Below are 25,331 nucleotides of genomic sequence, written 5' to 3'. Positions count from 1 at the left end.
GCCGAAGCCCCTCTCCCGTCGGGAGAGGGGCTGGGGTGAGGGTTCGGCAATGCCACTGCATTCGCTCCGCCCGCACCCTCTCCTGGCTGGAGAGGAGTTCGCTGGAAACCCTTCTGCAACCGTGTCGGCGCCGCATGCGCTTTCACCGCCCCCTTGCACCCCGGCCCGCTAGAATCCCCCGCATTCTCGCCAAGGAGACGCCCGCCATGGGCCAGCACATCAACATCCCCACCTCGCGCACCCAGTGCATCGGCGGCTACCTCGCCCAGCCCGAGGGCAAGCCGAAGGGTGGCATCGTGGTGGTGCAGGAGATCTTCGGCGTCACCGCGCACATCCGCAGCGTGGCGGACCGCTTCGCCGCCGCCGGCTACACCGCCATCGCGCCGGCCTTCTTCGACCACCTCGAAGCCTGGCTGGAACTGGATTACGACGAAGTGGGCATGGCGCGCGGCAAGGCGCTGGTGGGCGAGCTGGGGCTGGATCGCCCGCTGGAGGACGTGGCCAGCGCCGCCGAATCGATTGCCTCGTCCGGCAAGGTCGGCGTGGTGGGCTACTGCTGGGGCGGCACGATCGCGCTGCTCTCCGCGCTGCGGCTGGGCTTGCCCGCGGTGAGCTACTACGGCGCCCGCAACGTGCCCTTCCTCGGCGAGAAGCCGAAGGCGCCGGTGATGTTCCATTTCGGCGAGAACGACCCCTCGATCCCGCCCGAGGCGGTGGCGCAGCATCGCGAGCTGTTGCCGCAGATGGAAGTGTTCAGCTACCCCGGCGCGGGCCACGCGTTCAATCGCGACGTGCCGGGCGACAAGCACTACCACGGGGCCAGCGCGATGCTGGCGTGGCAGCGCACGCTGGAATTCTTCGACCGGCAACTGGCCGGCGCATGAGCGAGGCCGCGTTCGCGCTCGACCCGCGGCTGCAGGCCGACACCCACCCCGTCGCCATGCTGCCGCTATGCGAGCTGCGACTGATGGATGATGCACGCTACCCGTGGCTGATCCTGGTGCCGCGCCGCGCCGGCGTGACGGAGATCGCCGACCTCACCGAGTCCGAACAGGCGCAGCTGTGGCGCGAGGCGAACCAGGCCGCCGCCGCGCTGCGCGCCCTGGCGCCCTGCGACAAGCTCAACCTCGGCGCGCTCGGCAACATCGTGCGCCAGCTGCACCTGCACGTGGTGGCGCGCACCGAGGGCGACGCGGCGTGGCCCGGCCCGGTCTGGGGCAGCGGCGCCGCCGTGCCCTACGCCGCCGATGTGTTGGCTGCGCGATTGGCCGCGCTGCGGCAAAGGCTCGCGTAAGGGCGCGCCGCCCGTTTGATCCTGGCGATCAGGCATGATCGCAAAAACCATGAAGAGTGCGGCCATGGACGGCCGCCCATTTGATTCTCGCGATCAGGGATGATCGCAAAAACCATGAAGAGTGCGGCCACGGACGGCCGCCCATTTGATTCTCGCGATCAGGGATGATCGCAAAAGCAAAGCCCGCGGATCGCTCCGCGGGCTTTTTGACATGGAACTGGAATCCCGCTCAGTGTTGCTGCGCGGCCTGGTCGACGGAATCGCAACCGGCCGCGGTCTTGCACTGCTGGCCGTCGTCGATCTTCACCGGCGCATGGTGATCTTCCAGCTGGCGCGCCTTGGTGTTGATCGCGTTGATCTCGGTGAGCTGGCCGCCGTTGTCGTAGTACGCGGTGAAGCCGTAGTCGATCGACATGCGCGCCAGGTACTGCAGGTGCACCTTGCGGATCTTGGAATCGTCGCTGGGCAGCAGCAGCACGGTCTTGGGCATCTTGCCGGCGTCCTTGAGGTAGGCGAAATGGCTGCCGGCATCGACTGCGGACAGCACCGCGCCGTCGATCACGAACTGGCCTTCCTTGTAGGCCTCGATGGTGGTGTCGAACTTGCCCTTCCACTGGGCCGTGGTCGCCTGCTCCTTGACGCCACCCTTGTGGCAGCCACCGAGGACGAGCGCACTGCCGATCACCAGCGCGACGGCGATGCGGGTCAAGAGGGTGGAAAGACGGATCATCGGGTTCTCCTGCATAAAGCGGTCGTGATGGCTTGGCGAGTTTAGCGCGGCGCCCCGCAGCGGGCGCTGGCGGCGGATGGTTGTCGAACGCCGGTTCAGGTACGCGGCAGGGTCACGCCCTGCTGGCCCTGGTATTTGCCGCCGCGGTCCTTGTAGCTGGTCTCGCAGGGCTCGTCGGATTCGAAGAACAGCATCTGCGCCACGCCCTCGTTCGCGTAGATTTTCGCGGGCAGCGGCGTGGTGTTGGAGAACTCCAGCGTCACGTGGCCCTCCCACTCCGGCTCCAGCGGGGTGACATTGACGATGATGCCGCAACGCGCGTAGGTGCTCTTGCCCAGGCACACCACCAGCACGTCGCGTGGAATGCGGAAGAATTCCACCGTGCGCGCCAGCGCGAACGAGTTCGGCGGGATGATGCACACGTCCGAGGTCACGTCCACGAAGCTGTTCGGATCGAACGCCTTCGGGTCGACGATGGTGGAGTTGATGTTGGTGAACACCTTGAACTCGCGTGCGCAGCGCACGTCGTAGCCGTAGCTGGAAGTGCCCCAGGACACCGCGCGGCTGCCGTCTGCGCCCTGCTTCACCTGGCCCGGCTCGAACGGCTCGATCATGCCGTGGCCCTCGGCCATGCGGCGGATCCACTTGTCGGACTTGATGCTCACGTGCGCTCCGCGGTCGGCTGGCGCCCGGTCGGGCCGGGCGTAAAACGGCAAAAATACATGGTCGGGGCGGCGTGGCGCCAGCGGATCAGGCCAGTTCAGCCGCCAGATGGCCCAGCGCCACGCGCAGCTCGGCGCAGCGTTCCGTGCTGACCAGAATCTGCTCAGTCGTGCAACCCGCGCCCGGCAAGGCCACCGGGAATGGCTGTGTGGACAGCAGCTCGGCCGACATGGTGCGCAGGATCTCGGCCAGCGCCTCCTGCGCGTGGTACGAGCCGCGCGCCGAGGCGTTCAGCAGCAGCACCGGCTTGCCGGGGAATTCCAGGCTGCCGACCAGCCAGTCCAGCAGGTTCTTGAACGCGCCGGGCACGCCGTGGGCGTATTCGGGACAGGCGATCAACAGCGCGTCAGCCTGCCCCACGGCTTCGCGCAACGCCAGCACGGAAGGCGGCAGCGGATCGCGCTCGTCGTCGGGGTTGAACAGCGGCAGGGTGGCGAGGCCGTCGTACATCGCCAGTTCCAGCGACGCGGGCGCCAGTTGCCGCGCGGCCTCCAGCGCGGCGCGGTTGGACGAGACCCGACGCAGGCTGCCGCAGAGGCACAGCACGCGCCGTGGCGCGGTCATGCGGCGGGCGCGCCCTGCACCACGATCTTGCCCAGTCCCAGCGACTTGTTGCGCGGCTGGCGCGACAGCCGCCCGGCCGTGTTGCGCGCGATTTCGCGGTAGCGCGCGGCGAGATCGGATTCCGGCATCGCCACCACGGTGGGCGTGCCGCCGTCGGCCTGCTCGCGGATGCGGATGTCCAGCGGCAGCGAGCCGAGATAGGGCACGTGGTACTGCTCCGCCATGCGCGCGCCGCCGCCCTCGCCGAAGATGTGTTCCTCGTGGCCGCAGTTCGAGCACACGTGGGTGGCCATGTTCTCCACGATGCCCAGCACCGGCACTTCCACCTTCTCGAACATCTTGAGCGCCTTGCGCGCGTCCAGCAGGGCGATGTCCTGCGGCGTGGTGACGATCACCGCACCGGCCACCGGCACCTTCTGCGCCAGGGTGAGCTGGATGTCGCCGGTGCCGGGCGGCAGGTCGATGACGAGATAGTCGAGCATCTCCCAGCGCGAGTCGGTGAGCAGTTGCATCATCGCCTGGGTCACCATCGGGCCGCGCCAGATCATCGGCGTCTCCTCGTCGACGAGGAAGCCGATCGACATCGCCTGCAGGCCGTGCGCCTGCATCGGCGTGATGCTCTTGCCGTCGGGCGACTCCGGCTTGCCGCTGATGCCGAGCATGCGCGGCTGGCTGGGGCCGTAGATGTCCGCGTCGAGCACGCCCACCTTGGCGCCTTCGGCCTTGAGCGCCAGCGCAAGGTTGGCCGCCACCGTGGACTTGCCCACGCCGCCCTTGCCGGAGGCCACCACGATGATGTTCTTCACGTTGGGCAGCGGCCCCAGCGTGCCCTGCACCTTGTGCGACTGGATGCGGCTGGTGACCGATACCGTGGCCGCCGCGATCGCCGGATCGGCCTCCAGCGCCTGCTTCGCCTGCGCGGCCAGCGCCTCGGCGGCGCCGGCGGCGGGATAGCCCAGCTGCAGGTCCACCGACACCTTGGTGCCGTCCACACCCACCGCACGCACAGCCTCGGCCAGCGGCGCGCCGGTATGGGGATCAATGGTTTCGCCGAGGAGGCGGCGGACCAGGGCTTCGTTCGCCTGCGTCATGTCGTGTCGGAATGCTTCAATGGGGACAGCGCATTATGCCAGCCACGACCGGTGCGCCGACTGATGCAGATCAGCATGGCGCGGCGCAGCTTGACGGCCTCGCCGAGCCCCGGCAGGCTCCAACCATACTGTTTCGTACGGGAGGTTCGCCATGAAGCACGCTGTTCGTCTTGCCCTCGCCCTCGGCCTGCTGCTGGGCGCTGGTGCCGTGTCCGCCGCCGACACGAGCACTCCGGTCGGCACCTGGAAGCAGGTGGACGACGTCACCGGCAAGGTGAAGTCCATCATCCAGATCAGCGAGACAAACGGCACGCTGGAAGGCAAGGTGATGCAACTGCTCAACCGCAGCCCGGAAGCCATCGCCCGCGACGGCGAGCATCCGAAATGCGCGAAGTGCGACGGCGAGCGCAAGGACCAGCCGATCGAGGGCATGACCATCCTGTGGGGCGTGAGCAAGGACGGCGACGTGTGGGACGGCGGCAAGATCCTCGATCCCAAGAACGGCAAGGTCTACAAGGTGAAGCTCACGCTGGAGGACGGCGGGCAGAAGCTCGACGTGCACGGCTACATCGGCTTCGCGCTGCTGGGCCGCAGCCAGACCTGGGAACGCCAGCAGTAAGCACCGCGGCCAAGCCTGAGCGATGACGGAACGCGGGCCGCTGGCCCGCGTTCTTCGTTGCCCTAGTCGCCGGCCACGTCGGCCCGGTGCACCGCCACGCCATGTGCCGCGTAGGCATTGCGCGTGGCCTTGTCCACGTCGTGTTCCACCACCAGGTGCTGCACTTCCGCCAGCCCGGCCACCCGGTGCGTGGCGACCGTGCCCAGCTTGTCGCTGGTGACCACCACCACGGTTTCGCCGCTGGCTTCCACCATCGTGCGCTTGAGCAGCGATTCCTCGCTGTCGAAGCCCCACAGGCCGCCTTCCACGTCCAGCGCGCAGGCGCCCGGGAAACACAGGTCAGCGCGGATCCGCTGCAGCTCCTTCACCGCCTGCGCGCCCACCGCGCCGCCGATGCGCGGATCGACGCGGCCGCCGATCAGCTGGATCTCGAAACCCTCGCGATCCAGCAAGGCCAGTGCGACATCCGGCGCATTGGTGACCACCGTCAGGCCGCACCGCTCGGGCAGCGCCGCGGCGATCGCGGCATTGGTGGAGCCGGCGTCGATCAGCAGGACCTGCCCCTGGCGCACCAGCGTCGCTGCCTTGCGCGCGAGCGCCTGCTTGCGCCCGGTGTGCTCGACACGTCGCTGCCTGAGCGGCGACGACGCCACCGGCAGCGGCAAGGCGCCGCCATAGACGCGCTTGCAAAGCCCCTGCGCCGCCAGTTCGCGCAGATCGCGCCGGATGGAATCCTCGGACACCTCGAACTCGGTCGCCAGCTCCACCGCCACCACGCGGCCGTGGCTGCGCAGTCGCTGCAGGATCCACTGTTGCCGCTCCTGCGGCATCGCCTCGCCGGGGGGGATCGGCGCTGCTGCGCGTGGCTTGCTCATGCCGCCACCAGGCCGTGCGTGGCGAGCCACTCGCGCAAGCCCTCGGGGCCGCGGAACCACCACGCATGCATCCCCTGCGCCGCCGCCGCATCGACGTTGCGCCGTGCATCGTCGATGTAGGCCGTGCGCGCGGGATCGATCGCATAGCGCTCGAACAGGCGCCGGTAGATGCGCGGGTCCGGCTTGATCAGCCGCTCCTCGCCGGAAACGACGATGCCCTCGAACCAGTGCAGGAAGCCGAACATCTCGATCTCCTTCGCGCGCGGGAAGGTCTCGTGCGACCAGTTGGTCAGCGCATACAGGCGCACGCCACGCGCCTTCAATTCGGCGAGCAGGTCCACGCTGCCCTGGATCACGCCGCCCAGCATCTCCCGCCAGCCGTCGCGATACGCCGCGATCAGGCCGGCGTGCTCGGGAAACTGCGCCGTGAGGCTGGCCACCGCTTCGTGCCACGGCCGGCCCGCGTCCTGCTGCTCGTTCCATGCGCCGGTGCAGACCTCGGCGAGGAAACGCTCCATCGCCGCCTCGTCGTCGAACAGCCGGCGATAGAGGTAGCGCGGGTTCCAGTCGATCAGCACGCCGCCCAGGTCGAATACCACGGTATCGATCATCTCGTGTTTCCCGTTCATCGCCGCACGATCCTTGCGGAGGCGGCCACCAGCAGCAGCAACCCCGCCACCACGGCCAGCGCCAGCGGCAGGCTGGCCAGCCGGGAGATGAAACCGATCAGCGCCGGCCCGCTGAGCAGGCCCGCATAACCGAGCATGGTGACCGCCGCGATCGCGATCGCCGGCGAACTGCCCGGCAGGCGTCCCGCCGCACTGAACATCACCGGCACGATGTTGGAGGCGCCCAGGCCGACCAGCACGAACCCGGCCAGCGCTGCCCCCGGCCACGGCACGCTGGCCGCCAGCGCGAAGCCCGTCGCGGCGAGGCCGGCGCCCACGCGCACGGCCCATACCGGCCCGATCCGCTGGATCAGGCGATCGCCGGTGAGCCGACCGAGCGCCATCGCGACCGAGAAACAGGCGTAGCCGATCCCGGCCGCACTCGGCGCGAAACCACGGAAATCGCGCAGGAACACCGCGCTCCAGTCCAGCATCGAACCTTCGGCCATGAAGCTCACGAAGCACAGCAGGCCGAGCAGCAGCACCGCGCCGTGCGGCATGCGGAACGGCGCGTGCCCGGCGGCCGCGCCGCCCACGTTCGGCAGCAGGCCGCCACGCAGGTACAGCACGAGGGCGGCCAGCAAGGCCGACACCGCCAGCGCAGCCAACGGCAACGGCAGGCCGAGCGCGAGCAAGACGCTCATGCCCGCCGCACCGGCGAGGCCGCCCAGGCTGAACAAGCCGTGGAAACCCGACATCAGCACGCGGCCGTCGCGCCGCTCCACTTCGACCGCGTGCGCGTTCATGGCCACGTCCACCGCACCCAGCATCACGCCGAAGTACAGCAGCGCCGCGGTCAGCACGGCGACGTTCGGCGCCAGCGCCAGCACGGGCAACGCCAGGCACAGCAGCCATCCCGACGCCAGGATCACCCGCCGGTTGCCGAAACGATGGCTCAGCCAGCCCACGAACGGCATCGAGGCCATGGAGCCGCCGCCGAACGCCAGCAGCATCAGTCCCAGTTGCGCATCGTCCAGCCCTAGCCGGGCCTTGGCGTAAGGCACCATCGGCGCCCACGCCGCCATGCCGATGCCCGACACCAGGAAGATCAGCCGCGTGGAACGCGTGGCGGCGGCAAGCCGGTCGCGCCCGACCGGCACGGGTTGGGAAAGCATGTCCACAGGCAATCACGCACGCACGATAGAACAGGTGACATCGTATACAAACATGCATAAACGTGCAATCGAGCGCATGCCCATGCGCTGTCGGGATACGGAAACCGACGGGACCGGTTCTCCCGCAACGATCGCGTCGCCGCGGGAAGGCTGTCCAGGGATTCCGAGACGCAGGACGAGCGGAGCTATGCGACAACCAGCCGTGGCGCGCCCTTCCGCGTCGTGATGGTCAACGAAGCCGGGGCCAGCGGCCTACCCGCCGCCCCTTCTTCGATCGCCTCGATGCGGATCGTGCCGGCGCCGTCCGTCGACTGGACGATGACTTGCGCCAGACCGTTGAACAGCGAGCGCCGGGGCTCCTTGTCGCTTTCGTGGCAATTGGGGTCGCCATTGCCTACGCCGATCAGCCGGCCCGCACCGGCAATGCGGAACGCGAGCTTGTGGTTCGCCGTCGGCACCGGGCGACCATGCGCATCGAGCACGTCGACCGTGAGCATGGCCACGTCCTGCCCGTCGGCCGTGATTTCCGTGCGATCGGCCGTCAACCGCAGCTTGCGCGCGGGGCCGGTGGTTTCGCGGCGCTCGACCCGCACGACCTGGCCGTTCCGGCGGCCGCGCGCCTCGATCACGCCGGGGGCGTAGGCCACCTTCCACTGCACGTGGCCGAAGCGCGGCACCTGCTGGGTGCCCAGACTCTTGCCGTTGAGCAACAGCTCGACCTCGTCCAGGTTGGTGTAGACCCACACCGGAATTTCCTGGCCTTCCTTGCCAGCCCAGTTCCAGTGCGGGAACACGTGCAGGCTGGGCGCCTTCGTCCACCAGGCCTTGTAGTAGTGGTAGTAGTCCTTGGGGAAGCCACACAGGTCGACAATGCCGAACTGCGAGCTCACCGAAGGCCAGCCATACGGCGTCGGTTCGCCGCGATAGTCGAAGCCCGTCCACGCGAAGCCGCCGGCCAGCCAGTCGCGCGTGGCGTAGAAGCTCCACCATTGCTCCGGCGTTTCGCCCCATTCCACCACGCCGTCGTAGCTGTTGACCGTGTTCTTCTTCGGGTCGGTGACGTATTCACCGCGGGTGGCGATGGCGCTGGAGGTTTCCGATCCGTACACCGCGCGCTTGGGGTGTTCTTTGTGGAACGCGTCCGGGTACTTCAGGTTGTAGTTGAAGCCGATGACGTCCAGCGCGTCCGACACGCCTTGCTCGTTGTCGCCGTTGACCGCCGCCGACACGACGCGGGTGGGGTCGAGTTCGTGGCAGCGCGCGACCATCGCCGCGCCGATGCGCTCGCCCTGCTGTTCCAGCGCGCCCTTCTGCAGCCGCCATTCCTCGTTGCCGATCGACCAGAGGATGATCGAAGGCGAGTTGCGGTAGCGCTTCACCATCACGTCGAGCTGCTGCATGCCGCTGGGGCTGGAGCTCATGTGCCGCGTCTCGCACATCATCAGCATGCCCATGCGGTCGCAGGCTTCCACCCACTCGGGCGTCGGCATGTTGTGCGAGGTGCGCACGGCATTGCAGCCCATGCCTTGCAGCACGCCCACGCGGAACGATTGCAGCCGGTCCGGCAAGGCCGCGCCCACGCCGGCATGATCCTGGTGGTTGCAGGTGCCCTGGATCTTCAGTGGCTTGCCATTGAGGAAGAAGCCGCGGTCGGGGTCGAACGCCGCCGTGCGGACGCCGAACGGGAACTGCTCGGCATCGCGCGTGGCGCCATCGACGATCACCTTGACCAGCGCGGTGTAGAGGTGCGGTTCGTCGGGCGACCAGAGCGAAGGCGCATCGATGCGTGCCGTCGCCTTGCAGTCCGCCGATGCGCCGGGTGCGATGGCCTGCGCGGGTGTCGTCGCCTGCGCGACCACGCGGCCGGAGGCGTCGGTGATGCGCCATTCCAGCGACGCCTGCACGGCGTGTTCGCCTTCGTTCTCGACGAGGGTGGCCAGGTCGAGTTTGGCCGCGTTGCCCTCGACAGCCGAGCGCACCACGCTCTCCCAGCGACCGAGATGCACGGGATCCAGCTTGGTCAGCCAGACATGGCGGTAGATGCCGGCGCCTTCGTAGAACCAGCCGTCGCCGAAGCTGGCGTCGACGCGCAAGGCGACGACGTTCTTGCCGCCGTAGTTCAGGAAATCGGTGAGGTCGAAGCGGAACGGCGTGTAGCCGTCGTCGTGCCGGCCGATGAAGCAGCCGTTGACGAACAGCACGACGTCGCGCATCGCGCCATCGAACTCGATCCAGATGCGGCGGCCGCGGTCGCTGGCGGGAAGCTCGAACGTGCGCCGGTACCAGCCCACGCTGGTCGCGGGATAACGGCGCCCGAGCGGCTTGTAGCCGTGCGAGGTCAAGCGGGTGTCGTCGTCGCCGCTGTCATCGTGCACGGGCGGCAGTTCCACGGCCCAGTCGTGCGGCAGGTTCAAGGCACGCCAGCCGGCATCGTCGAATTCGGACGTGGCGATCTTGAAGTCGCCGGTCTTGGAAAAATCGCCCTGGCCGTATCCGTAGCCGAAATCCTTGGTCGGATCGACACCGTTGCCGAACGCGAAGCGCCAGTCGAAGTCGAGCAGCCATTGCTCGCGCGGCGCCATCGGCGACTCGCCAGGGTGCACGGGCAGCGACGACTTCGCGGCAGTCCCGCCGCCGATGCCGGCGGCCCACAAGGCACGCGGCAAGAGCCCGTAGCTTGCCAATCCCATGCTGGAAAGAATGAAGGTACGGCGCGTGGTATCGACCATCGGCTCAGATCCCGGCAACGTGCGATCCCACGAAAACTACACGCTGCACCACCGGTTTCCAAGCTTGCTGCAGACGCACGCGTGGTGCGCCCGTGGATGCCATAATGCGCGGTCACCAAGGAGTGTCCGCCCACCATGCCCCGCCGCCTGCTCGTCACCCACGCCCTGCCCTACGCCAACGGCCCGCTGCACCTGGGCCACATGCTGGGCTACATCCAGACCGACATCTGGGTGCGCGCGCAGCGGATGATGGGCAACGAGGTGCATTTCGTGGCGGCGGACGACGCGCACGGCACGCCGATCATGCTGGCCGCCGAGAAGGCCGGGATGACGCCGGAGGCGTTCATCGCCGGCATCCGCGCCAGCCACGAGGCCGACTTCGCGGACTTCCACTTCAGCTACGACCACTACCACACCACGCATTCGGAAGAGAACCGCGAGCTGGCGGAACTGATCTACACGCGTCTGCGCGACGCAGGCTTTATCGCCAAGCGCAGCATCCAGCAGCTGTACGACCCCGAGAAGCAGATGTTCCTGCCGGACCGCTACATCAAGGGCACCTGCCCGAAGTGCGGCACGCCCGACCAGTACGGCGACAACTGCGAGAACTGCGGCGCCACCTACGCGCCCACCGATCTCATCAACCCCTACTCGGTGGTCTCCGGCGCCACGCCGGTGCTGAAGGACTCGGAGCACTACTTCTTCGAGCTGTCGAAGTTCCAGTCGCTGCTGCAGGACTGGTTCGCCGGCAAGTACACCGGCGGCAAGCCGGTGGCGAACAGCGGCGTCGCCGCCAAGCTGCGCGAGTGGCTGGACGGCGGCCTGAAGGACTGGGACATCTCGCGCGACGCGCCTTACTTCGGCTTTCCGATCCCCGACGCGCCGGGCAAGTTCTTCTACGTGTGGCTGGACGCGCCGGTCGGCTACCTCGCCAGTTTCAAGGCGCTGTGCGAGCGCACCGGGCTGAAGTTCGACGACTTCCTCGGCGCCGACAGCACCGCCGAGATGCACCACTTCATCGGCAAGGACATCATCAATTTCCACGGCCTGTTCTGGCCGGCGATGCTGCACGGCGCGCGGATGCGCGTGCCCACCGCGCTGCACGTCAACGGCTACCTCACCGTGAATGGCGCGAAGATGTCCAAGTCGCGCGGCACCTTCATCCAGGCGCGCACCTATCTGGACTCGGGACTCAACCCAGAGTACCTGCGCTACTACTTCGCCAGCCTGCTCAACGACACGCCGGTGGACGTGGACCTCGACCTCAAGGCGTTCGAGGAGCGCGTCAACTCGCACCTGGTCGGCAAGTGGGTGAACATCGCCAGCCGCACCGCGGGCTTCGTGCAGAAGTTCTCCGACGGCAAGCTGGCGGCCAGCTTCGACGCCGAACACACCGCGCTGTGGCAGAACCTGCTCGCACAGTACGAGGGCGTCGAGGCGCTGTATGAGGATGGCGAATTCGCCGAACTCACCCGCCGCTTCGTGGCGATGGCCGATCTGGTCAACGGCCACATCGCCGGGAAGGCGCCGTGGACGATGGCCAAGGACGAGGCGCGTCGCGCCGAGCTCGCCCAGGTGTGTTCGTTTGCGCTGGCCGCGTTCCGTCTCCTGGCCGGCATCCTGAAACCCATCCTGCCCGCCACCGTGGCTGACGCCGAGCAATTTCTCGCTGCGCCCATCGCCGGCTTCGCCGACGCGCGCGATGCCTTGCACGGCCACAGCATCCACGCCTTCGAACCGCTGCTCGCACGCCTCGACCCCAAGCACATCGAGGCCATGGTCGAAGCCTCCAGGGAATCGCTGGGCGCGCCCGCGCCTGCCACCGAACCTGCCAAGAAGAAAACCGTGAGCGACACCGCCAAGCCTGCCGCCGCTCCTGCCACTGCCGACGCCCCCACCACCATCGCCATCGACGATTTCGCCAAGCTCGATCTGCGCATCGGCAAGGTCGTCGCCTGCGAGTTCGTGGACGGCTCGGACAAGCTGCTGCGCTTCGAGCTGGACGCCGGTGCGCTGGGCAAGCGGCAGATCTTCTCCGGCATCCGCGCCGCCTACGGCGAGCCGGAAAAGCTGCTCGGCCGCAACGTGGTGTTCATCGCCAACCTCGCCCCGCGCAAGATGCGCTTCGGCCTCTCCGAGGGCATGATCCTCTCCGCCGGCGACGGCGGCAGCGACCTGTTCCTGCTCGACGCCGACCAGGGCGCGCAGCCGGGCGCCACGGTGCGCTGAAACGCACCTCGCAGGAGCGGCTTCAGCCGCGATGCTTCCTGGCAATCGTGATCGCGGCTGAAGCCGCTCCTACCGCCCGATGACCGCAGCCGAAGCCATGCATAGCCTCGCCGACCGTATCGACGCGCTCCTGCCGCAGACGCAATGCGAGCAATGCGGCTACCACGGCTGCCGACCCTATGCGGAAGCGATCGCGCGCGGCGAGGCGGAAATCAACCAGTGCCCGCCCGGCGGCGCAGCGGGCATTGCGAAGCTGGCGACGCTGCTGGGTCGCCCGGTGCTGCCGCTGAACCCCGCCAACGGCGTGGAGAAGCCGCGCACTCTGGCGCGGGTGATCGAGGACGAGTGCATCGGCTGCACCAAGTGCATCCAGGCCTGCCCGGTGGACGCGATCGTGGGCGCGGCCAAGCTGATGCACACCGTGCTGGCCGACGACTGCACCGGCTGCGAACTGTGCGTGCCGGCCTGCCCGGTGGATTGCATCGTGCTGGAACCCATGCCGGTGGAGCAGATCGACCAGGCGCATGCCGATGCGGCGCGCGAACATTTCCGGAAACGCGAGGCACGACTGGCGCGCGAGGCCGCCGAACGCGAGGCGGAGCTGGCCGCGCGCAAGGTGGCGGTGGACACCGCCGCCTCGAGCAACCCGGTGCTGGCCGCGCTGGCACGGGCCCGCGCGAAACAGGACAAGGCTGAATGAACCTTTCGCACTCCCTGCCGTCACCCCGGCGCAAGCCGGGGTCCAGTGACTTTCGCGAACGCCCAAGGCGCTGGGTGCCAGCTTTCGCTGGCATGACGAGCGCCGCACCATGAAACGCGCCGACGTCGTCGAGCTGTTCGCCCGCCTGCGCGAGCTGAATCCGCAGCCCACCACCGAACTCGCCTACACCACGCCGTTCGAACTGCTGGCGGCCGTGGTGCTTTCCGCGCAAGCCACCGACGTGGGCGTGAACAAGGCCACGCGCAAGCTCTATCCGGTGGCGAACACGCCGCAGGCGATCCTCGCGCTGGGCGAGGAAGGGCTGAAGAAATACATCTCCACGATCGGCCTGTTCAACGCCAAGGCGAAGAACGTGATCGCGCTGTGCGGCATCCTGCTGGAACAGCATGGCGGTGAAGTGCCGCGCACGCGCGAGGCGCTGGAGGCGCTGCCCGGCGTGGGCCGCAAGACCGCGAACGTGGTGCTCAATACTGCATTTGGAGAGCCCACCATCGCGGTGGACACGCACATCTTCCGCGTCGCCAACCGCACCGGCCTCGCCCCCGGCAAGGACGTGCGCGCGGTGGAGGACAAGCTGGAGAAGGTGGTGCCGCCCGAGTTCAAACGCGACGCCCACCACTGGCTGATCCTGCATGGCCGCTACGTGTGCAAGGCGCGCAAGCCCGACTGCCCGCAGTGCGTGATCCGCGACTTGTGCCGTTACAAGGACAAGACACTGGAGTGAGCAGCGACCTGTTCCGCGTCCGCGGAAAGCTTGTCGCCAGTGCGCCCCTCACCCCAACCCTCTTCCTCGCTCCTCAAAGCAGGGCCATCCGTGGCCCTTCCCCGCGTCCCAATTGGGAGAGGGAGAAAAACCAAAGCAAACGGCGGGCATCGTGCCCGCCGTTTTCCGTCCCTGGGTCGAACTCCATTGCGATAAACGATGCTTCAGGGCGCCGGCAAGAGCGTCGAAGCGACCGCGGCATGCCAAGGCACTGGCCGCAAGTACGCAAACACCCGCCTCATGGAACCTCTGGTTACGTAGGTCGGGATTCATCCCGACCTACGCCCCGGCAAGCGGCAGGCGGGATGAATCCCGACCTGCCTGCCGTTCGCTTCAGAAGGCCACTTCGCCGAACACGCCGATCTCGTTGGTCTTCACGTTCTGCACGTGCGGCGGCAGCGGCGTGAGCACCGACTTGTCGCCCTTCTCGTGCTTCCACACGCCGGCCAGCTTGAAGCCCTTGGTCACCTGGTACTGCAGGCCGACGTTGTAGTAGGTGTCCTTGGCGTTGTGGTCCAGGTCCTTGCTGAGCTTGGCTTCGTCGTAGCGGGCGAACAGGGCGAGGTCGTCGGTCAGCGCCACACTGCCCCACACCGACCAGCCATCGGCCTTGTCGGCCTGCGGGGTCAGCACGTTGTTCCAGTTCTTCGCGGTGAAGTACTCGCCGCCCACGCGGAACTGCTTGTTGACGTAGGCGATCAGGAAGTCGCCGCGCTGCGCAGTGTGGTCGGCACCGGCGGTCTGGGTCTCCTGGCCGCGGTGGCCGGAATAGCCACCCAGCGCCACGGTGAGGCCATCGAACGGCACGAAGCCCACGCGCGCTTCCACGTCCACGCCCTTGCTGCGGTTGGGGTTCTTGTAGCCGGCGCCGTTCACCACCGACACCGCGTAGTTGAACATGTTGTTGGCGCCCACGTCGCCGAGCGCATGCAGGCCCCAGTCGGCCGAGTTGCCGTACTTCAGGCGATCCGTGAGGGTGTTCTCGACGTAGCGGAAACCATAGAGGTTCTCGACGAACGGGATCCACGGCATGTCGGCCGAGCCGACGCGGAAGATCGCCGCCTTGTCGAACTTGCCCTGCACGTAGGCCTTCTTCACGAACAGGTTGGTCTCGCCGTCGCTGCTGACGTAGTTGAAGTCGGTGGTGAGGTTGGCCGACCACACGTCGTTGAACTTGTGGTCGATGCCCAGGTAGAAGCGCTTCACGTCCAGCCCGACGCCGTTGGCGGCGGTCTTGCCGGTATCGCTGTTCTTCTGGTCGATGTTGCTGAAGTCGAAGAACATCTTGCCGGACACCTTGGTGTCGTTGACCAGCTTGTCCAGCGCATCCACGCGCTTGCTCAGCGCGTCGCTGGGCGCGGCGGCGATGGTTTCCTGCTTCGCCTGCACCTGCTGCACGGCCTGGGCGGTCTGGCTCTGCGCCTCGTTCTGCGCGGTGGACTGCGCCTGCAGTGCGTCCACCTTCTCCTGCAGAACGGCGAGCTGAGTCTTGAGCTGGGCCACCTCGTCGGCGCTGACGGTAGCCTTGGCGACGGCCTTGTGGTGCGTCGTCTTCTGCGCCGGGGCGGCGCTGGCCGCGAAACTGGTCAGGCCCAGACCGGCGGCGATCGCGAGCGCGAGCGTCTTCGAGTGCATGCATTTCTCCACTGTAGTGATGGCGGGATCCGCCTCGACCGTCCCCTGGCTGACGCCGGCCGGCAAGGCTCGAACGGGTCGCAGCATGCTGTCCGATCTTTGCGCTTGCATGCACATCACATGACAGAATGAAGACATGCCGCAGGATCATGCCGCCCGCCGGAAGCCGGGCGGCGGCTGATATGCTTGGTCGATGGACGTTTCGAACAACAGCATGGCGGGCCGCATGGCCACGCGCTTCCGCGGCTTCCTGCCGGTGATCGTGGACGTGGAAACCGGTGGTTTCGACGCCGAACGCGACGCCCTGCTGGAGATCGCCGCGATCACCGTGGGCATGGACGCGCACGGCTTCCTGCACCCGCAGGCCACCGTGCACGCCCACGTGGAGCCCTTCCCCGGCGCGAACCTCGACCCGCGCGCGCTGGAAATCACCGGCATCGACCCGGACAACCCGCTGCGCGGCGCCTTGGATGAGCGCCTCGCGCTGGAGCACGTGTTCCAGGCGGTGCGCACGGCCGTGCGCGACCACGGCTGCCAGCGCGCGATCCTGGTGGGCCACAACGCCGCGTTCGACCTGGGCTTCATCAATGCCGCGGTGCGCCGCACCGGCAACAAGCGCAACCCGTTCCACCCCTTCAGCTGCTTCGACACCGCCACCCTGGGCGGCCTCGCCTACGGCCAGACCGTGCTGGGCAAGGCGGTGCAGGCCTCCGGCCGCACGTTCGACACCCGCGAGGCGCACTCGGCGATCTACGACGCCGAATCCACCACCCTGCTGTTCTGCGACATCGTCAACCGCTGGCGCCAGCTGGAGATGTTCGAGCGCGAGCGGATCGGGGCCGGCCAGGACGCGGTCTGAGCCCCGTCCAGGCGGCATTGTCATCTGCCTGCAACATTCATCTCATTTCATTGCAACACGCCACCGCTGCAATGGCGGGCACCGGGCACCGCCCCGTGCACCCCAAGGAGCCAACGTGTTGACCTCATCCCGTTCCATGTTCCGTCTCGGCGCGCTCGCCGTGTTCATCGCCGCCTCGCTGGGCGCCGTATCCGTGCAGGCCACCGACATCACCGGCGCAGGTTCGAGCTTCGTCTATCCCGTGATCTCGAAGTGGTCGGCCAGCTATGCAGAGAAGACCGGCAATCGCGTCAACTACCAGTCGATCGGCTCTGGCGGCGGCATCGCCCAGATCAAGGCCGGCACGGTGGACTTCGGCGCCAGCGACATGCCGCTGGACGAGGCCACGCTGACCAAGTTCGGCCTGGGCCAGTTTCCCGACGTGATCGGCGGCATCGTGCCGGCGTTCAACGTGGCGGGCGTGGCGCCGGGCAAGCTGGTGCTGGACGGCTCCACCCTGGCCGGCATCTTCCTCGGCAGCATCGCCAAGTGGAACGACCCGGCGATCGCCGCGCTGAACCCGGGCGTGAAGCTGCCCGACTCCAAGATCACCGTGGTGCATCGCTCCGACGGTTCGGGCACCAGCTTCAACTTCACCAACTACCTGTCCAAGGTCAGCGCCGACTGGAAGACCAAGGTGGGCGAAGGCACGGCAGTGAGCTGGCCGACCGGCATCGGCGGCAAGGGCAACGAGGGCGTCTCGGCCTACATCCGCCAGATCCCGAACTCGATCGGCTACGTCGAGTACGCCTACGCGCTGAAGAACCACATCGGCTACGCGCTGATGAAGAACGCCGCTGGCAAGGTGGTGGAGCCGAAGACCGCCAGCTTCCAGGCCGCCGCCGCCACCGCCGACTGGGCGCACGCGAAGAACTTCAACCTGCTGATGACCAACGCGCCCGGCGCCGACGCCTGGCCGATCACCGCCACCTCTTGGGTGATCATGTACAAGCAGCCGAAGAACGCCACGAACAGCAAGGTCAGCTTCGACTTCTTCAAGTGGGCCTACGAGAACGGCCAGGAACAGGCCCGCTCGCTGGACTACGTGCCGCTGCCCGCCTCGCTGGTGAGCCAGATCGAGAACTACTGGAAGACCGAGTTCAAGCAGTAAGCCGCAAGATAACCCCTCTCCCCTTGGGAGAGGGGTTGGGGTGAGGGTTCGGGCGTGGCGAAGCGTTTCGTCACGCCCGAACCCTCATCCGGCCCTTTGGGCCACCTTCTCCCGGCGGGAGAAGGAAAAGCCCCCTACGTGGTAACCGCATGTCATCGACTCCAGCCACCCACCTCGCCATCGACGCCGACCAGCGCAGCCGCATCGACGCGCGCCATGACGCGTGGTTCCGCGGGCTGCTGAAGTTCTGTGCGCTGCTGGTGCTGGCGGCGCTGCTGGGCGCGGCGCTGTCCACGCTGTGGGGCGGCCGCGAGGTGCTGTTCAAGGACGGCTTCCATTTCCTGACCAGCGACACCTGGAACCCGGTCACCGACGACTACGGCGCGCTGGCGCCGATCTTCGGCACCCTGGTCACGTCGCTGATCGCCCTGGTCCTCGCGGTACCGGTCAGCTTCGGCATCGCGCTGTTCCTTACCGAGATCGCGCCGACCTGGCTGCGCGGCCCGGTCGCCACGGCGATCGAACTGCTGGCCAGCATCCCGTCGATCATCTACGGCATGTGGGGCCTGTTCGTGTTCGTGCCGTTCATGGCCAGCATCGAGCCGACGCTTTCCGACACGCTGGGCAAGCTGCCGCTCATCGGCAAGCTGTTCGAGGGGCCGCCGCTGGGGCTGGGCCTGCTCACCGCGGGCATCGTGCTGGCGGTGATGATCCTGCCCTTCATCTGCTCGGTGATGCGCGAGGTGTTCCAGACCGTGCCGGTGCGGCTCAAGGAATCCTCCTACGCGCTGGGCTCGACCACCTGGGAAGTGGTGTGGGACATCGTGCTGCCCTACACCCGCTCGGCGGTGATCGGCGGCATCTTCCTGGGCCTCGGCCGCGCGCTGGGCGAGACGATGGCGGTGACCTTCGTGCTCGGCAACGCCTACAGCATCACCAGCTCGCTGCTGATGCCGGGCACCTCGATCTCCTCCTCCATCGCCAACGAGTTCAACGAGGCGGTGGGCACGCACCGCTCGGCGCTGATCGCGCTGGGCTTCCTGCTGTTCGTGGTGACCTTCATCGTGCTGCTGATCGCCCGCCTGATGCTGCGCCAGCTGGCGCGGCGGGAGGGCAACTGATGGCTTCTTCCGTCTACCTGCGCCGGCGCGCCGTCAACGTGATGGCGCTGGCCCTGAGCGCCTGCGCCACCGTGCTGGGCCTGGTGTTCCTGGCCTGGATCCTGTGGGTGACGCTGAAGAACGGCTTCAGCGCGATCAGCCCGCGCCTGTTCACCAAGATCACCGCCTACGCCGAGCAGGGCGGCCTGTCGAACGCGATCGTGGGCAGCCTGATCATGGACCTGATGGCGCTGCTGATCTGCGCGCCGATCGGCGTGCTCGCCGGCACCTTCCTCGCCGAATACGCGAACCGCACCAGGCTCGGCGCCACGATCCGCTTCCTCAACGACATCCTGCTGTCGGCGCCATCGATCGTGCTGGGCCTGTTCGTGTACGTCATCATCGTGCTGCCGATGTCGAACCTCACCCACGGCGAGGTCTCGTTCTCCGCCTTCGCCGGTGCGGTGGCGCTGGCGCTGATCGGCCTGCCGGTGATCGTGCGCACCACCGACGAGATGCTGCAGCTGGTGCCCGGCACGCTGCGCGAAGCCACGCTGTCGCTCGGCATCCCGCAGTGGAAGATGACCGTGCAGGTACTGATGCGCGCGGCCACCTCCGGCATCGTCACCGGCGTGCTGCTGGCGCTGGCGCGCCTCGCCGGCGAGACCGCGCCGCTGCTGTTCACCGCCTTCGGCAACAATTTCATGACCGTGCACCCGCTGGACAAGATGGAAAGCCTGCCGGTGGCGATCTACCAGTACACCAACGACCCCAGTCCCGACCTGCACGCGATCGCCTGGGCCGGCGCATTGCTGATCACGCTGTTCGTGCTCGCGCTCAGCCTGCTGACCCGAATGCTGTTCACCCGCCACAAGGTGCGTTATGACTGACCCCGCAGCCAATGCCGCGGATTTCACGGCTGCCGCGGAAAGCGCCACGGCACGCACCAAGATCACGGTACGCGACCTGCACTTCCACTACGCCGGCTCCCATGCGCTGAAAGGCATAGCCATGGACATCCCGGAGAAGCAGGTCACCGCGATCATCGGCCCCTCCGGCTGCGGCAAGTCCACCCTGCTGCGCATCTTCAACCGCATCTACGCGATCTACCCGAAGCAGGTCGCCAGCGGCGAGGTGCTGCTCGATGGCGAGAACATCCTCGATCCGAAATATTCGCTCAACCGCCTACGCAGCAAGGTCGGCATGGTGTTCCAGAAGCCGGTGCCGTTCCCGATGACGATCTTCGAGAACGTGGCCTACGGCATCCGCCACCATGAGAAGCTCGGCAAGGCCGACATGGCCGAGCGCGTGGAACAGGCGCTGCGTCGCGCCGCGTTGTGGGACGAGGTGAAGGACAAGCTCAAGCACAGCGCGCTCGGCCTCTCCGGCGGCCAGCAGCAGCGCCTGTGCATCGCCCGCGGCATCGCGCTCAAGCCCGAGGTGCTGCTGCTGGACGAACCCACCTCGGCGCTGGACCCCATCGCCACCGGCCGCATCGAGCAGTTGGTGGAAGAGCTCAAGCACGACTACACCATCGTGATGGTCACCCACAACATGCAGCAGGCCGCGCGCGTCTCCGACCGTACCGCCTTCATGTACCTGGGCGAGCTGATCGAGTTCGACGTCACCGAGAAGATCTTCACCAAGCCCTCGAAGAAGCAGACCGAGGACTACATCACCGGCCGGTTCGGCTGATGGAATGAAGCCCCTCTCCCGCTCGCGGACGCGAAGAAGGGCCATGGATGGCCCTGCGTTGATGAGCGAGGAAGAGGGGTTGGGGAGAGGGCATGCTTTTCGCTCCGCCCGCTCCCTCTCCCGCCCTTCGGGCACCCTCTCCCGCAAGCGGGAGAGGGAACAAGACACGAGGCACACCATGAGCACCGGCAAAGAACACATCATCAAGAGCTACGACGACGAGCTGACCCGCCTCACCGGCGAGCTGGTGCGCATGGGCGAACTGGCGGTGAGCCAGCTGGAGGCCGCGATCGACGTGGTGGAACGCCGCGACGAGCGTGCTGCCCAGCACGTGGTGGGCAACGACGACGCGATCGACCAGCTGGAGCAGGAGATCAGCCACGACGTGGTGCGCCTGCTGGCGCTGCGCGCGCCGATGGCCGGCGACCTGCGCAACGTGTTCGCCGCGCTGCGCATCGCCGCCGACATCGAGCGCATCGGCGACTACGCCGCGAACGTGGCGAAGCGCTCGATCCCGCTGTCGATGGCCGCGCCGATCAACCCCACCAGCGGCCTCGCCCATCTCGCCGAACTCGCCGCCGCCGAGGTGCGCGGAGTGCTGCGCGCCTACCGCGACCGCGACGCCGAGCGCGCCTACCAGGTGTGGGAGGACGACGTGGAGCTGGACGATGCCTACACCGGCTACTTCCGCCAGCTGCTCACCTACATGATGGAAGACCCGCGCAACATCACGCCGTGCACGCACCTGCTGTTCATGGCGAAGAACATCGAGCGCATCGGCGACCACGCCACCAACATCGCCGAGAGCGTGTGGTACCAGGTCACCGGCGAACCGCTCACCGCCCAGCGCGCCAAGCGCGACCTCACCGCGAGCCCCGAGCTGCCGAAGCTGGGCGACCGCGGGGATTGAGGCCCGACAACGCTTCACGCCGCCCGCACCGTAGGAGCGCACCCTGTGCGCGAATGCTCTGGCGCTTGATCGAGGCCAAAAGCATTCGCGCACAGGGTGCGCTCCTACAGCATTTCGTTCGACGGCCCAGGCATCAATCGACCATCCGCCCCGTACGCCGCAACTGCACCCCGCGCGCAATGCCATAGACGCCAATCGCAATCCATGCCACTTCCAGCAGGAACGCCGACCAGTTGAAGTTGCCGAACGTCAGCGACAGCAGCACGCCGAACGCGCCAAGGATGTTCATGAGCTGGTAGGCCAGCTTGTTGCCGTGCAGCTTGCGGGCCTGCAACAGGAAATACGCCAGCAACACCAGCAGCACGCCGATGTAGCCGGCCCAGTCGTACCAGTGGAAGGTCATCGCAGTCCGCTCCGTTGGCGCAGTGCCTCGAACAACACGACACCGGTCGCCACGGAAACGTTGAGGCTTTCCATCGCGCCCGGCATGGGAATCTTCGCCGTGAAATCGCAGGTCTCGCGGGTGAGTCGGCGCATGCCCTCGCCTTCGCTGCCCATCACCAGCGCCACCGGCCCCTTGAGGTCGATGCCATAGATCGACTGCTCGGTGTCGCCGGCCAGTCCCGTGATCCACACGCCGGCATCCTTCAGCACTTTCAGCGTGCGTGCGAGATTGGTCACCGCGATCAGCGGCACGCGATCGGCGCCGCCGGCCGAAGCGCGGCGTACCACCGGCGTCAGGCCCACGGCGCGGTCCTTGGGCACGATCACCGCGGTGACGTTCGCCGCCGCCGCGCTGCGCAGGCAGGCGCCAAGGTTGTGCGGATCGGTGACGCCGTCCAGCACCAGCACCAGCGCCGCGCTGCCGACCTGTTCCAGCAAGGCCGGCAGATCGCCCTCCGTCGCCATCGCGGGGGCTTCGTACAACGCGGCCACGCCCTGGTGGCGCGCTTCGCCGGCGAGTTTGTCGAGCTGCTCGCGCGGGCGGTGGTGCACCGGGATCTTCAATGCCTTGGCGCGTTCGGCCAGTTCATGCACGCGCGGGTTGCGCTGGCCGTTCTCGACCAGCAGCTCGCACACGCGCGCGGCGTCGTTGTTGAGGGCGCCGTCGACCGGGTTGATGCCGACGATCCAGTGTTCGTTCATCGCTTGCCTTTGGGTTTCGGTGCGCGCGCGGCCGGCTGCTTCGCGGCACGCGGCGCCTTCTGCGTGTTCATGTGTTGCTTGTCGTCGCTCTTCTTGGCGGCCTTCTTCGCCACCGGCCCGGACGGATGCGCGGCGGCGGGCGGCGGATTATCGCGCGACGGCGGCACGGTGGGCGACACCGGCTGCTCGCGCCGGCCGAACATGCGGCCGATCGCCTGCGCCGCCTTGCCCACCATGCCCGGTGCCTTGCTGCCCGGTGCCTTGCTTCCGGGCAGCGAATAGCGCTCGCCCGCGGCGGCGTAGTCGTAGGCCTTGCCGGGGCGCGGCGGCGGCGCGGCAGAGGCGCGCGGCGCCACCAGCCGGAAGTCGATCTTGCGATCCTCCAGGCTAGCCCGCAGCACCTGCACGCGCACGTGGTCGCCGAGGCGGAACTGCGCGCCGGTGCGCTCGCCCTTCAGCAGGTGGCGCTGTGGATCGAAGTGGTAGTAGTCGTTGCTGAGCTGGCTGATGTGCACCAGGCCCGACACCTTGGACTCGTCCAGTTCCACGAACAGGCCGAACGAGGTGACGCCGGTGACGAGCCCCGCGAACTCCTCGCCCACGTGCTTGGCCATCCACGCGCACTTGTAGCGCTCGTCCACGTCGCGCTCGGCTTCCTCGGCGCGGCGCTCGCGCTGCGAGCAGTGCACCGCCATCGTGGCCATCTGCGCCGGTGTGTACTCGTAGCCGGACGGCTTGCCGCCGGTGAGCGCGTAGCGGATCGCACGATGCACCAGCAGGTCGGGATAGCGGCGGATCGGCGAGGTGAAGTGCGCATACGCCGACAGCGCGAGGCCGAAGTGGCCGCGGTTGTCCGGCTGGTAGGCCGCCATGCTCTGCGCGCGCAGCAGCACGCTCTGGATCAGCTCGCGCTCCGGGCGCTCCTGCACCATGCGCAGCACGTCGGCGAAGTCGGCGGGACTCACCTCCTCCACCGGCGGCATGCGCAGCTTGAACTCGCGCAGGAACTGCTGCAGGTCCTCGTACTTCTCCGCCGGCGGCGGCTCGTGCGCGCGGAACAGCGCGGGGATCTTCTTCTTTTCCAGGAACAGCGCCGCCTGCACATTGGCGGCGATCATGCATTCCTCGATCAACTTGTGCGCGTCGTTGCGCGCGGTGGCGCCGGCCGACTCCACCTCGCCGCGCTGGTCGAGGCGGAACTTCACCTCCGGCGTCTCGAAGTCGATCGCGCCGCGGCGCTTGCGTTGCGCCGCCATCGCCCGGTACAGCGCGTGCAGGTTTTCCAGTTGCGGCAGCACGTCGCGCACCGCGTCGAGGGCGCCGGATTCGCGCAGGCCCACCGCCTGCCACACCTGGTCGTAGGTGAGCCGCGCATGCGAGCGCATCACCGCCGGATAGAACTTCGACTTCGCCACCTCGCCTTCGGCGTCGACCAGCATGTCGCAGACCATGCACAGCCGGTCGACCTTGGGATTGAGCGAGCAGATGCCGTTGGACAACGTCTCCGGCAGCATCGGCACCACGAAGCCGGGGAAATAGGTGGAGGTGCTGCGCTCGAACGCCTCGCGATCCAGTGCGCTGCCCACCGGCACGTAATGCGACACGTCGGCGATCGCCACCACCAGCCGCCAGCCGCCGCCGCGCTTCGGCTCGGCGTACACGGCGTCGTCGAAATCGCGCGCGTCGGCGCCGTCGATGGTGACCAGCGGCAGCTTGCGCAGGTCGATCCGACCCTCGCGCTCGGCCGCGGAAACCACGGGCTCCACCTCGGCCGCCGCGCGCAACACTTCGGGCGGCCATTCGCGCGGCAGGTCGTGGCTGGCGATCGCCATCTCGATCAAGAGCGAAGGCTGCAGGCGCTCGCCCAGCACGGCGCGGATCGCACCCAGCGGACCGCGGTGCGGCGTGGGCGGATCGGTGATCTCGGCCACCACGATCTGGCCGGCGCGCGCGCCCTGCGTTTCGCCCGGCGGAATCATCACGTCCTGGTGCAGGCGACGGTCGTCCGGCGCCACCAGGGTCACGCCGTTCTCCACCACCACGCGGCCCACCAGCCGCGGCGAGCGGCGCTGCAGCACTTCGGCGATCGCGCCCTGGCGACGACCGCGCCGATCCACGCCCACCACGCTGGCCAGCACGCGGTCGCCATGCAGCACGCTGCGCATCTGCTGCGGCGAGAGGTAAAGGTCCTCGCCGCCCCCGTCGGGGCGCAGGAAGCCGTAGCCCTCCGCATTGGCCAGCACCACGCCGGGGATCAGGTCGAGCTTCTGCACCGGCGCGTAGCCGCCACGACGGCCCAGCAGCAACTGGCCGTCGCGCACCATCGCGCCCAAGCGCTTGTGCAGCGCGTGGAGGTCGTTCGCGTCGTGCAGCTCCAGCGCCTCGGCGATGCGCGCCTCGGTGAGCAGTTCGCCGCGTTCCTCCAGCAGGGCGAGGATGGCCTCGCGGCTGGGGATGGGGCGCTCGTAGCGCTGCGCCTCGCGCTCGGCCTGCGGGTCGCGCCCGGCGCCGCCGCCGGCGCGCTTGCGCTGGCCGGCGGCCGCGTCCGCATGCTTGCGGGCGGATGGGGTTTTGCTGGCCGGCGCGCGACTGTCCGCGTGCTTGCCGTCCTTGTTCTTCTTGGTCACGAAATTGCCTTGTGTGAATGGCCGCCCCGCGCACGGTGCAGCCTGATGAGTGGGGCCGTCGACAAAGTGTTGACAGAACCCGGAGTGA

Annotated in this window: 24 protein-coding genes; 12 read left to right on the top strand and 12 right to left on the bottom strand. The window is 67.9% G+C overall.

Annotated features, from left to right (window positions below; genetic code table 11):
- Nucleotides 1-206 precede the first annotated feature (206 nt).
- Both AB7878_RS16200 and AB7878_RS16195 read left to right on the top strand, forming a co-directional pair.
- Nucleotides 207-884, top strand: coding sequence for a dienelactone hydrolase family protein (locus AB7878_RS16200; RefSeq protein ID WP_369495352.1), 678 nt, complete (start codon nt 207-209; stop codon nt 882-884).
- Nucleotides 881-1,294 (top strand): HIT domain-containing protein, encoded by a 414-nt coding sequence (locus tag AB7878_RS16195; RefSeq protein ID WP_369495351.1) that lies wholly within the window; start codon nt 881-883, stop codon nt 1,292-1,294. Before AB7878_RS16200 ends, AB7878_RS16195 begins: the two co-directional genes overlap by 4 nt.
- Nucleotides 1,295-1,523: 229 nt before the next feature.
- On the opposite strand, the gene AB7878_RS16190 is transcribed toward AB7878_RS16195, so the two are convergent.
- The 4 genes from AB7878_RS16190 to apbC form a co-directional block, all read right to left on the bottom strand.
- Nucleotides 1,524-2,024, bottom strand: coding sequence for a hypothetical protein (locus AB7878_RS16190; RefSeq protein ID WP_369495350.1), 501 nt, complete (start codon nt 2,022-2,024; stop codon nt 1,524-1,526).
- A gap of 95 nt (nt 2,025-2,119) precedes the next feature.
- On the bottom strand, nt 2,120-2,689 hold the full coding sequence (dcd, locus tag AB7878_RS16185; protein ID WP_369495349.1) for a dCTP deaminase: 570 nt from the start codon (nt 2,687-2,689) through the stop codon (nt 2,120-2,122).
- An 85-nt stretch (nt 2,690-2,774) separates the two neighbouring features.
- The gene (locus AB7878_RS16180; RefSeq protein WP_369495348.1) at nt 2,775-3,311 is read right to left on the bottom strand and encodes an NADPH-dependent FMN reductase; all 537 of its coding nucleotides are present in this window, start codon (nt 3,309-3,311) and stop codon (nt 2,775-2,777) included.
- Nucleotides 3,308-4,402 carry an iron-sulfur cluster carrier protein ApbC gene (gene apbC, locus AB7878_RS16175; protein WP_369495347.1) on the bottom strand — a complete coding sequence of 365 codons (1,095 nt, stop codon included), beginning with the start codon at nt 4,400-4,402 and terminating at the stop codon, nt 3,308-3,310. The genes AB7878_RS16180 and apbC overlap by 4 nt, the downstream gene beginning before the upstream one ends.
- A gap of 151 nt (nt 4,403-4,553) precedes the next feature.
- Between apbC and AB7878_RS16170 the strand changes: the two genes are divergently transcribed.
- On the top strand, nt 4,554-5,021 hold the full coding sequence (locus AB7878_RS16170) for a DUF2147 domain-containing protein (RefSeq protein ID WP_369495346.1): 468 nt from the start codon (nt 4,554-4,556) through the stop codon (nt 5,019-5,021).
- A gap of 62 nt (nt 5,022-5,083) precedes the next feature.
- Here the strand turns inward: AB7878_RS16170 and AB7878_RS16165 are convergent, their stop codons facing one another.
- The 4 genes from AB7878_RS16165 to galA all read right to left on the bottom strand — a co-directional run bounded on the left by AB7878_RS16165 (nt 5,084) and on the right by galA (nt 10,408).
- The gene (locus tag AB7878_RS16165) at nt 5,084-5,896 is read right to left on the bottom strand and encodes a DeoR/GlpR family DNA-binding transcription regulator (protein WP_369495345.1); all 813 of its coding nucleotides are present in this window, start codon (nt 5,894-5,896) and stop codon (nt 5,084-5,086) included.
- A complete protein-coding gene (locus AB7878_RS16160) occupies nt 5,893-6,525 on the bottom strand; it encodes an HAD family hydrolase (RefSeq protein ID WP_369495344.1) in 633 nt (210 codons plus the stop codon). Before AB7878_RS16160 ends, AB7878_RS16165 begins: the two co-directional genes overlap by 4 nt.
- Nucleotides 6,522-7,679, bottom strand: coding sequence for an MFS transporter (locus tag AB7878_RS16155; RefSeq protein ID WP_369495343.1), 1,158 nt, complete (start codon nt 7,677-7,679; stop codon nt 6,522-6,524). Before AB7878_RS16155 ends, AB7878_RS16160 begins: the two co-directional genes overlap by 4 nt.
- A 185-nt stretch (nt 7,680-7,864) precedes the next feature.
- Nucleotides 7,865-10,408: a beta-galactosidase GalA gene (gene galA / locus AB7878_RS16150; RefSeq protein ID WP_369495342.1), complete on the bottom strand. Its 2,544-nt coding sequence runs from the start codon at nt 10,406-10,408 to the stop codon at nt 7,865-7,867.
- Nucleotides 10,409-10,543: 135 nt separating this feature from the next.
- On the opposite strand from galA, the gene metG reads away from it, so the two are divergent.
- From metG to nth, 3 genes are all read left to right on the top strand, one after another.
- Nucleotides 10,544-12,637, top strand: coding sequence for a methionine--tRNA ligase (gene metG, locus AB7878_RS16145; RefSeq protein WP_369495341.1), 2,094 nt, complete (start codon nt 10,544-10,546; stop codon nt 12,635-12,637).
- Nucleotides 12,638-12,734: 97 nt separating this feature from the next.
- Nucleotides 12,735-13,337, top strand: coding sequence for an electron transport complex subunit RsxB (rsxB, locus tag AB7878_RS16140; protein ID WP_369495340.1), 603 nt, complete (start codon nt 12,735-12,737; stop codon nt 13,335-13,337).
- A gap of 109 nt (nt 13,338-13,446) precedes the next feature.
- Complete coding sequence (gene nth, locus AB7878_RS16135; RefSeq protein WP_369495339.1) at nt 13,447-14,082, top strand: endonuclease III; 636 nt, start codon at nt 13,447-13,449, stop codon at nt 14,080-14,082.
- A gap of 372 nt (nt 14,083-14,454) precedes the next feature.
- On the opposite strand, the gene AB7878_RS16130 is transcribed toward nth, so the two are convergent.
- On the bottom strand, nt 14,455-15,756 hold the full coding sequence (locus AB7878_RS16130; protein WP_369495338.1) for a porin: 1,302 nt from the start codon (nt 15,754-15,756) through the stop codon (nt 14,455-14,457).
- Nucleotides 15,757-15,949: 193 nt separating this feature from the next.
- Here AB7878_RS16130 and rnt point away from each other — a divergent pair, with 193 nt between their 5' ends.
- The 6 genes from rnt (at nt 15,950) to phoU (ending at nt 21,470) form a co-directional block, all read left to right on the top strand.
- Complete coding sequence (gene rnt / locus AB7878_RS16125) at nt 15,950-16,615, top strand: ribonuclease T (protein ID WP_369495337.1); 666 nt, start codon at nt 15,950-15,952, stop codon at nt 16,613-16,615.
- 136 nt (nt 16,616-16,751) lie between these two features.
- Complete coding sequence (pstS, locus tag AB7878_RS16120; RefSeq protein WP_369495788.1) at nt 16,752-17,765, top strand: phosphate ABC transporter substrate-binding protein PstS; 1,014 nt, start codon at nt 16,752-16,754, stop codon at nt 17,763-17,765.
- 149 nt (nt 17,766-17,914) lie between these two features.
- Nucleotides 17,915-18,886, top strand: a complete 972-nt coding sequence (gene pstC, locus AB7878_RS16115) for a phosphate ABC transporter permease subunit PstC (RefSeq protein WP_369495336.1) — start codon at nt 17,915-17,917, stop codon at nt 18,884-18,886.
- A complete protein-coding gene (gene pstA / locus AB7878_RS16110; RefSeq protein WP_369495335.1) occupies nt 18,886-19,755 on the top strand; it encodes a phosphate ABC transporter permease PstA in 870 nt (289 codons plus the stop codon). Before pstC ends, pstA begins: the two co-directional genes overlap by 1 nt.
- A complete protein-coding gene (gene pstB, locus AB7878_RS16105) occupies nt 19,748-20,560 on the top strand; it encodes a phosphate ABC transporter ATP-binding protein PstB (RefSeq protein WP_369495334.1) in 813 nt (270 codons plus the stop codon). The genes pstA and pstB overlap by 8 nt, the downstream gene beginning before the upstream one ends.
- Nucleotides 20,561-20,738: 178 nt before the next feature.
- On the top strand, nt 20,739-21,470 hold the full coding sequence (gene phoU, locus AB7878_RS16100; RefSeq protein ID WP_369495333.1) for a phosphate signaling complex protein PhoU: 732 nt from the start codon (nt 20,739-20,741) through the stop codon (nt 21,468-21,470).
- A 133-nt stretch (nt 21,471-21,603) separates the two neighbouring features.
- On the opposite strand, the gene AB7878_RS16095 is transcribed toward phoU, so the two are convergent.
- Genes AB7878_RS16095 through rnr form a run of 3 tightly spaced genes read right to left on the bottom strand, consistent with a single transcriptional unit; the run spans nt 21,604 to nt 25,243 of the window.
- Nucleotides 21,604-21,873 carry a CBU_0592 family membrane protein gene (locus AB7878_RS16095; protein WP_369495332.1) on the bottom strand — a complete coding sequence of 90 codons (270 nt, stop codon included), beginning with the start codon at nt 21,871-21,873 and terminating at the stop codon, nt 21,604-21,606.
- Nucleotides 21,870-22,616, bottom strand: coding sequence for a 23S rRNA (guanosine(2251)-2'-O)-methyltransferase RlmB (rlmB, locus tag AB7878_RS16090; protein WP_369495331.1), 747 nt, complete (start codon nt 22,614-22,616; stop codon nt 21,870-21,872). Before rlmB ends, AB7878_RS16095 begins: the two co-directional genes overlap by 4 nt.
- A complete protein-coding gene (rnr, locus tag AB7878_RS16085; protein WP_439653811.1) occupies nt 22,613-25,243 on the bottom strand; it encodes a ribonuclease R in 2,631 nt (876 codons plus the stop codon). Before rnr ends, rlmB begins: the two co-directional genes overlap by 4 nt.
- Nucleotides 25,244-25,331 lie beyond the last annotated feature (88 nt).

It is taken from the genome of Rhodanobacter humi (assembly GCF_041107455.1).
In the GTDB taxonomy this organism is placed as follows: Bacteria; Pseudomonadota; Gammaproteobacteria; order Xanthomonadales; family Rhodanobacteraceae; genus Rhodanobacter_A.
This window is presented reverse-complemented; position numbering and strand designations above follow the sequence as displayed.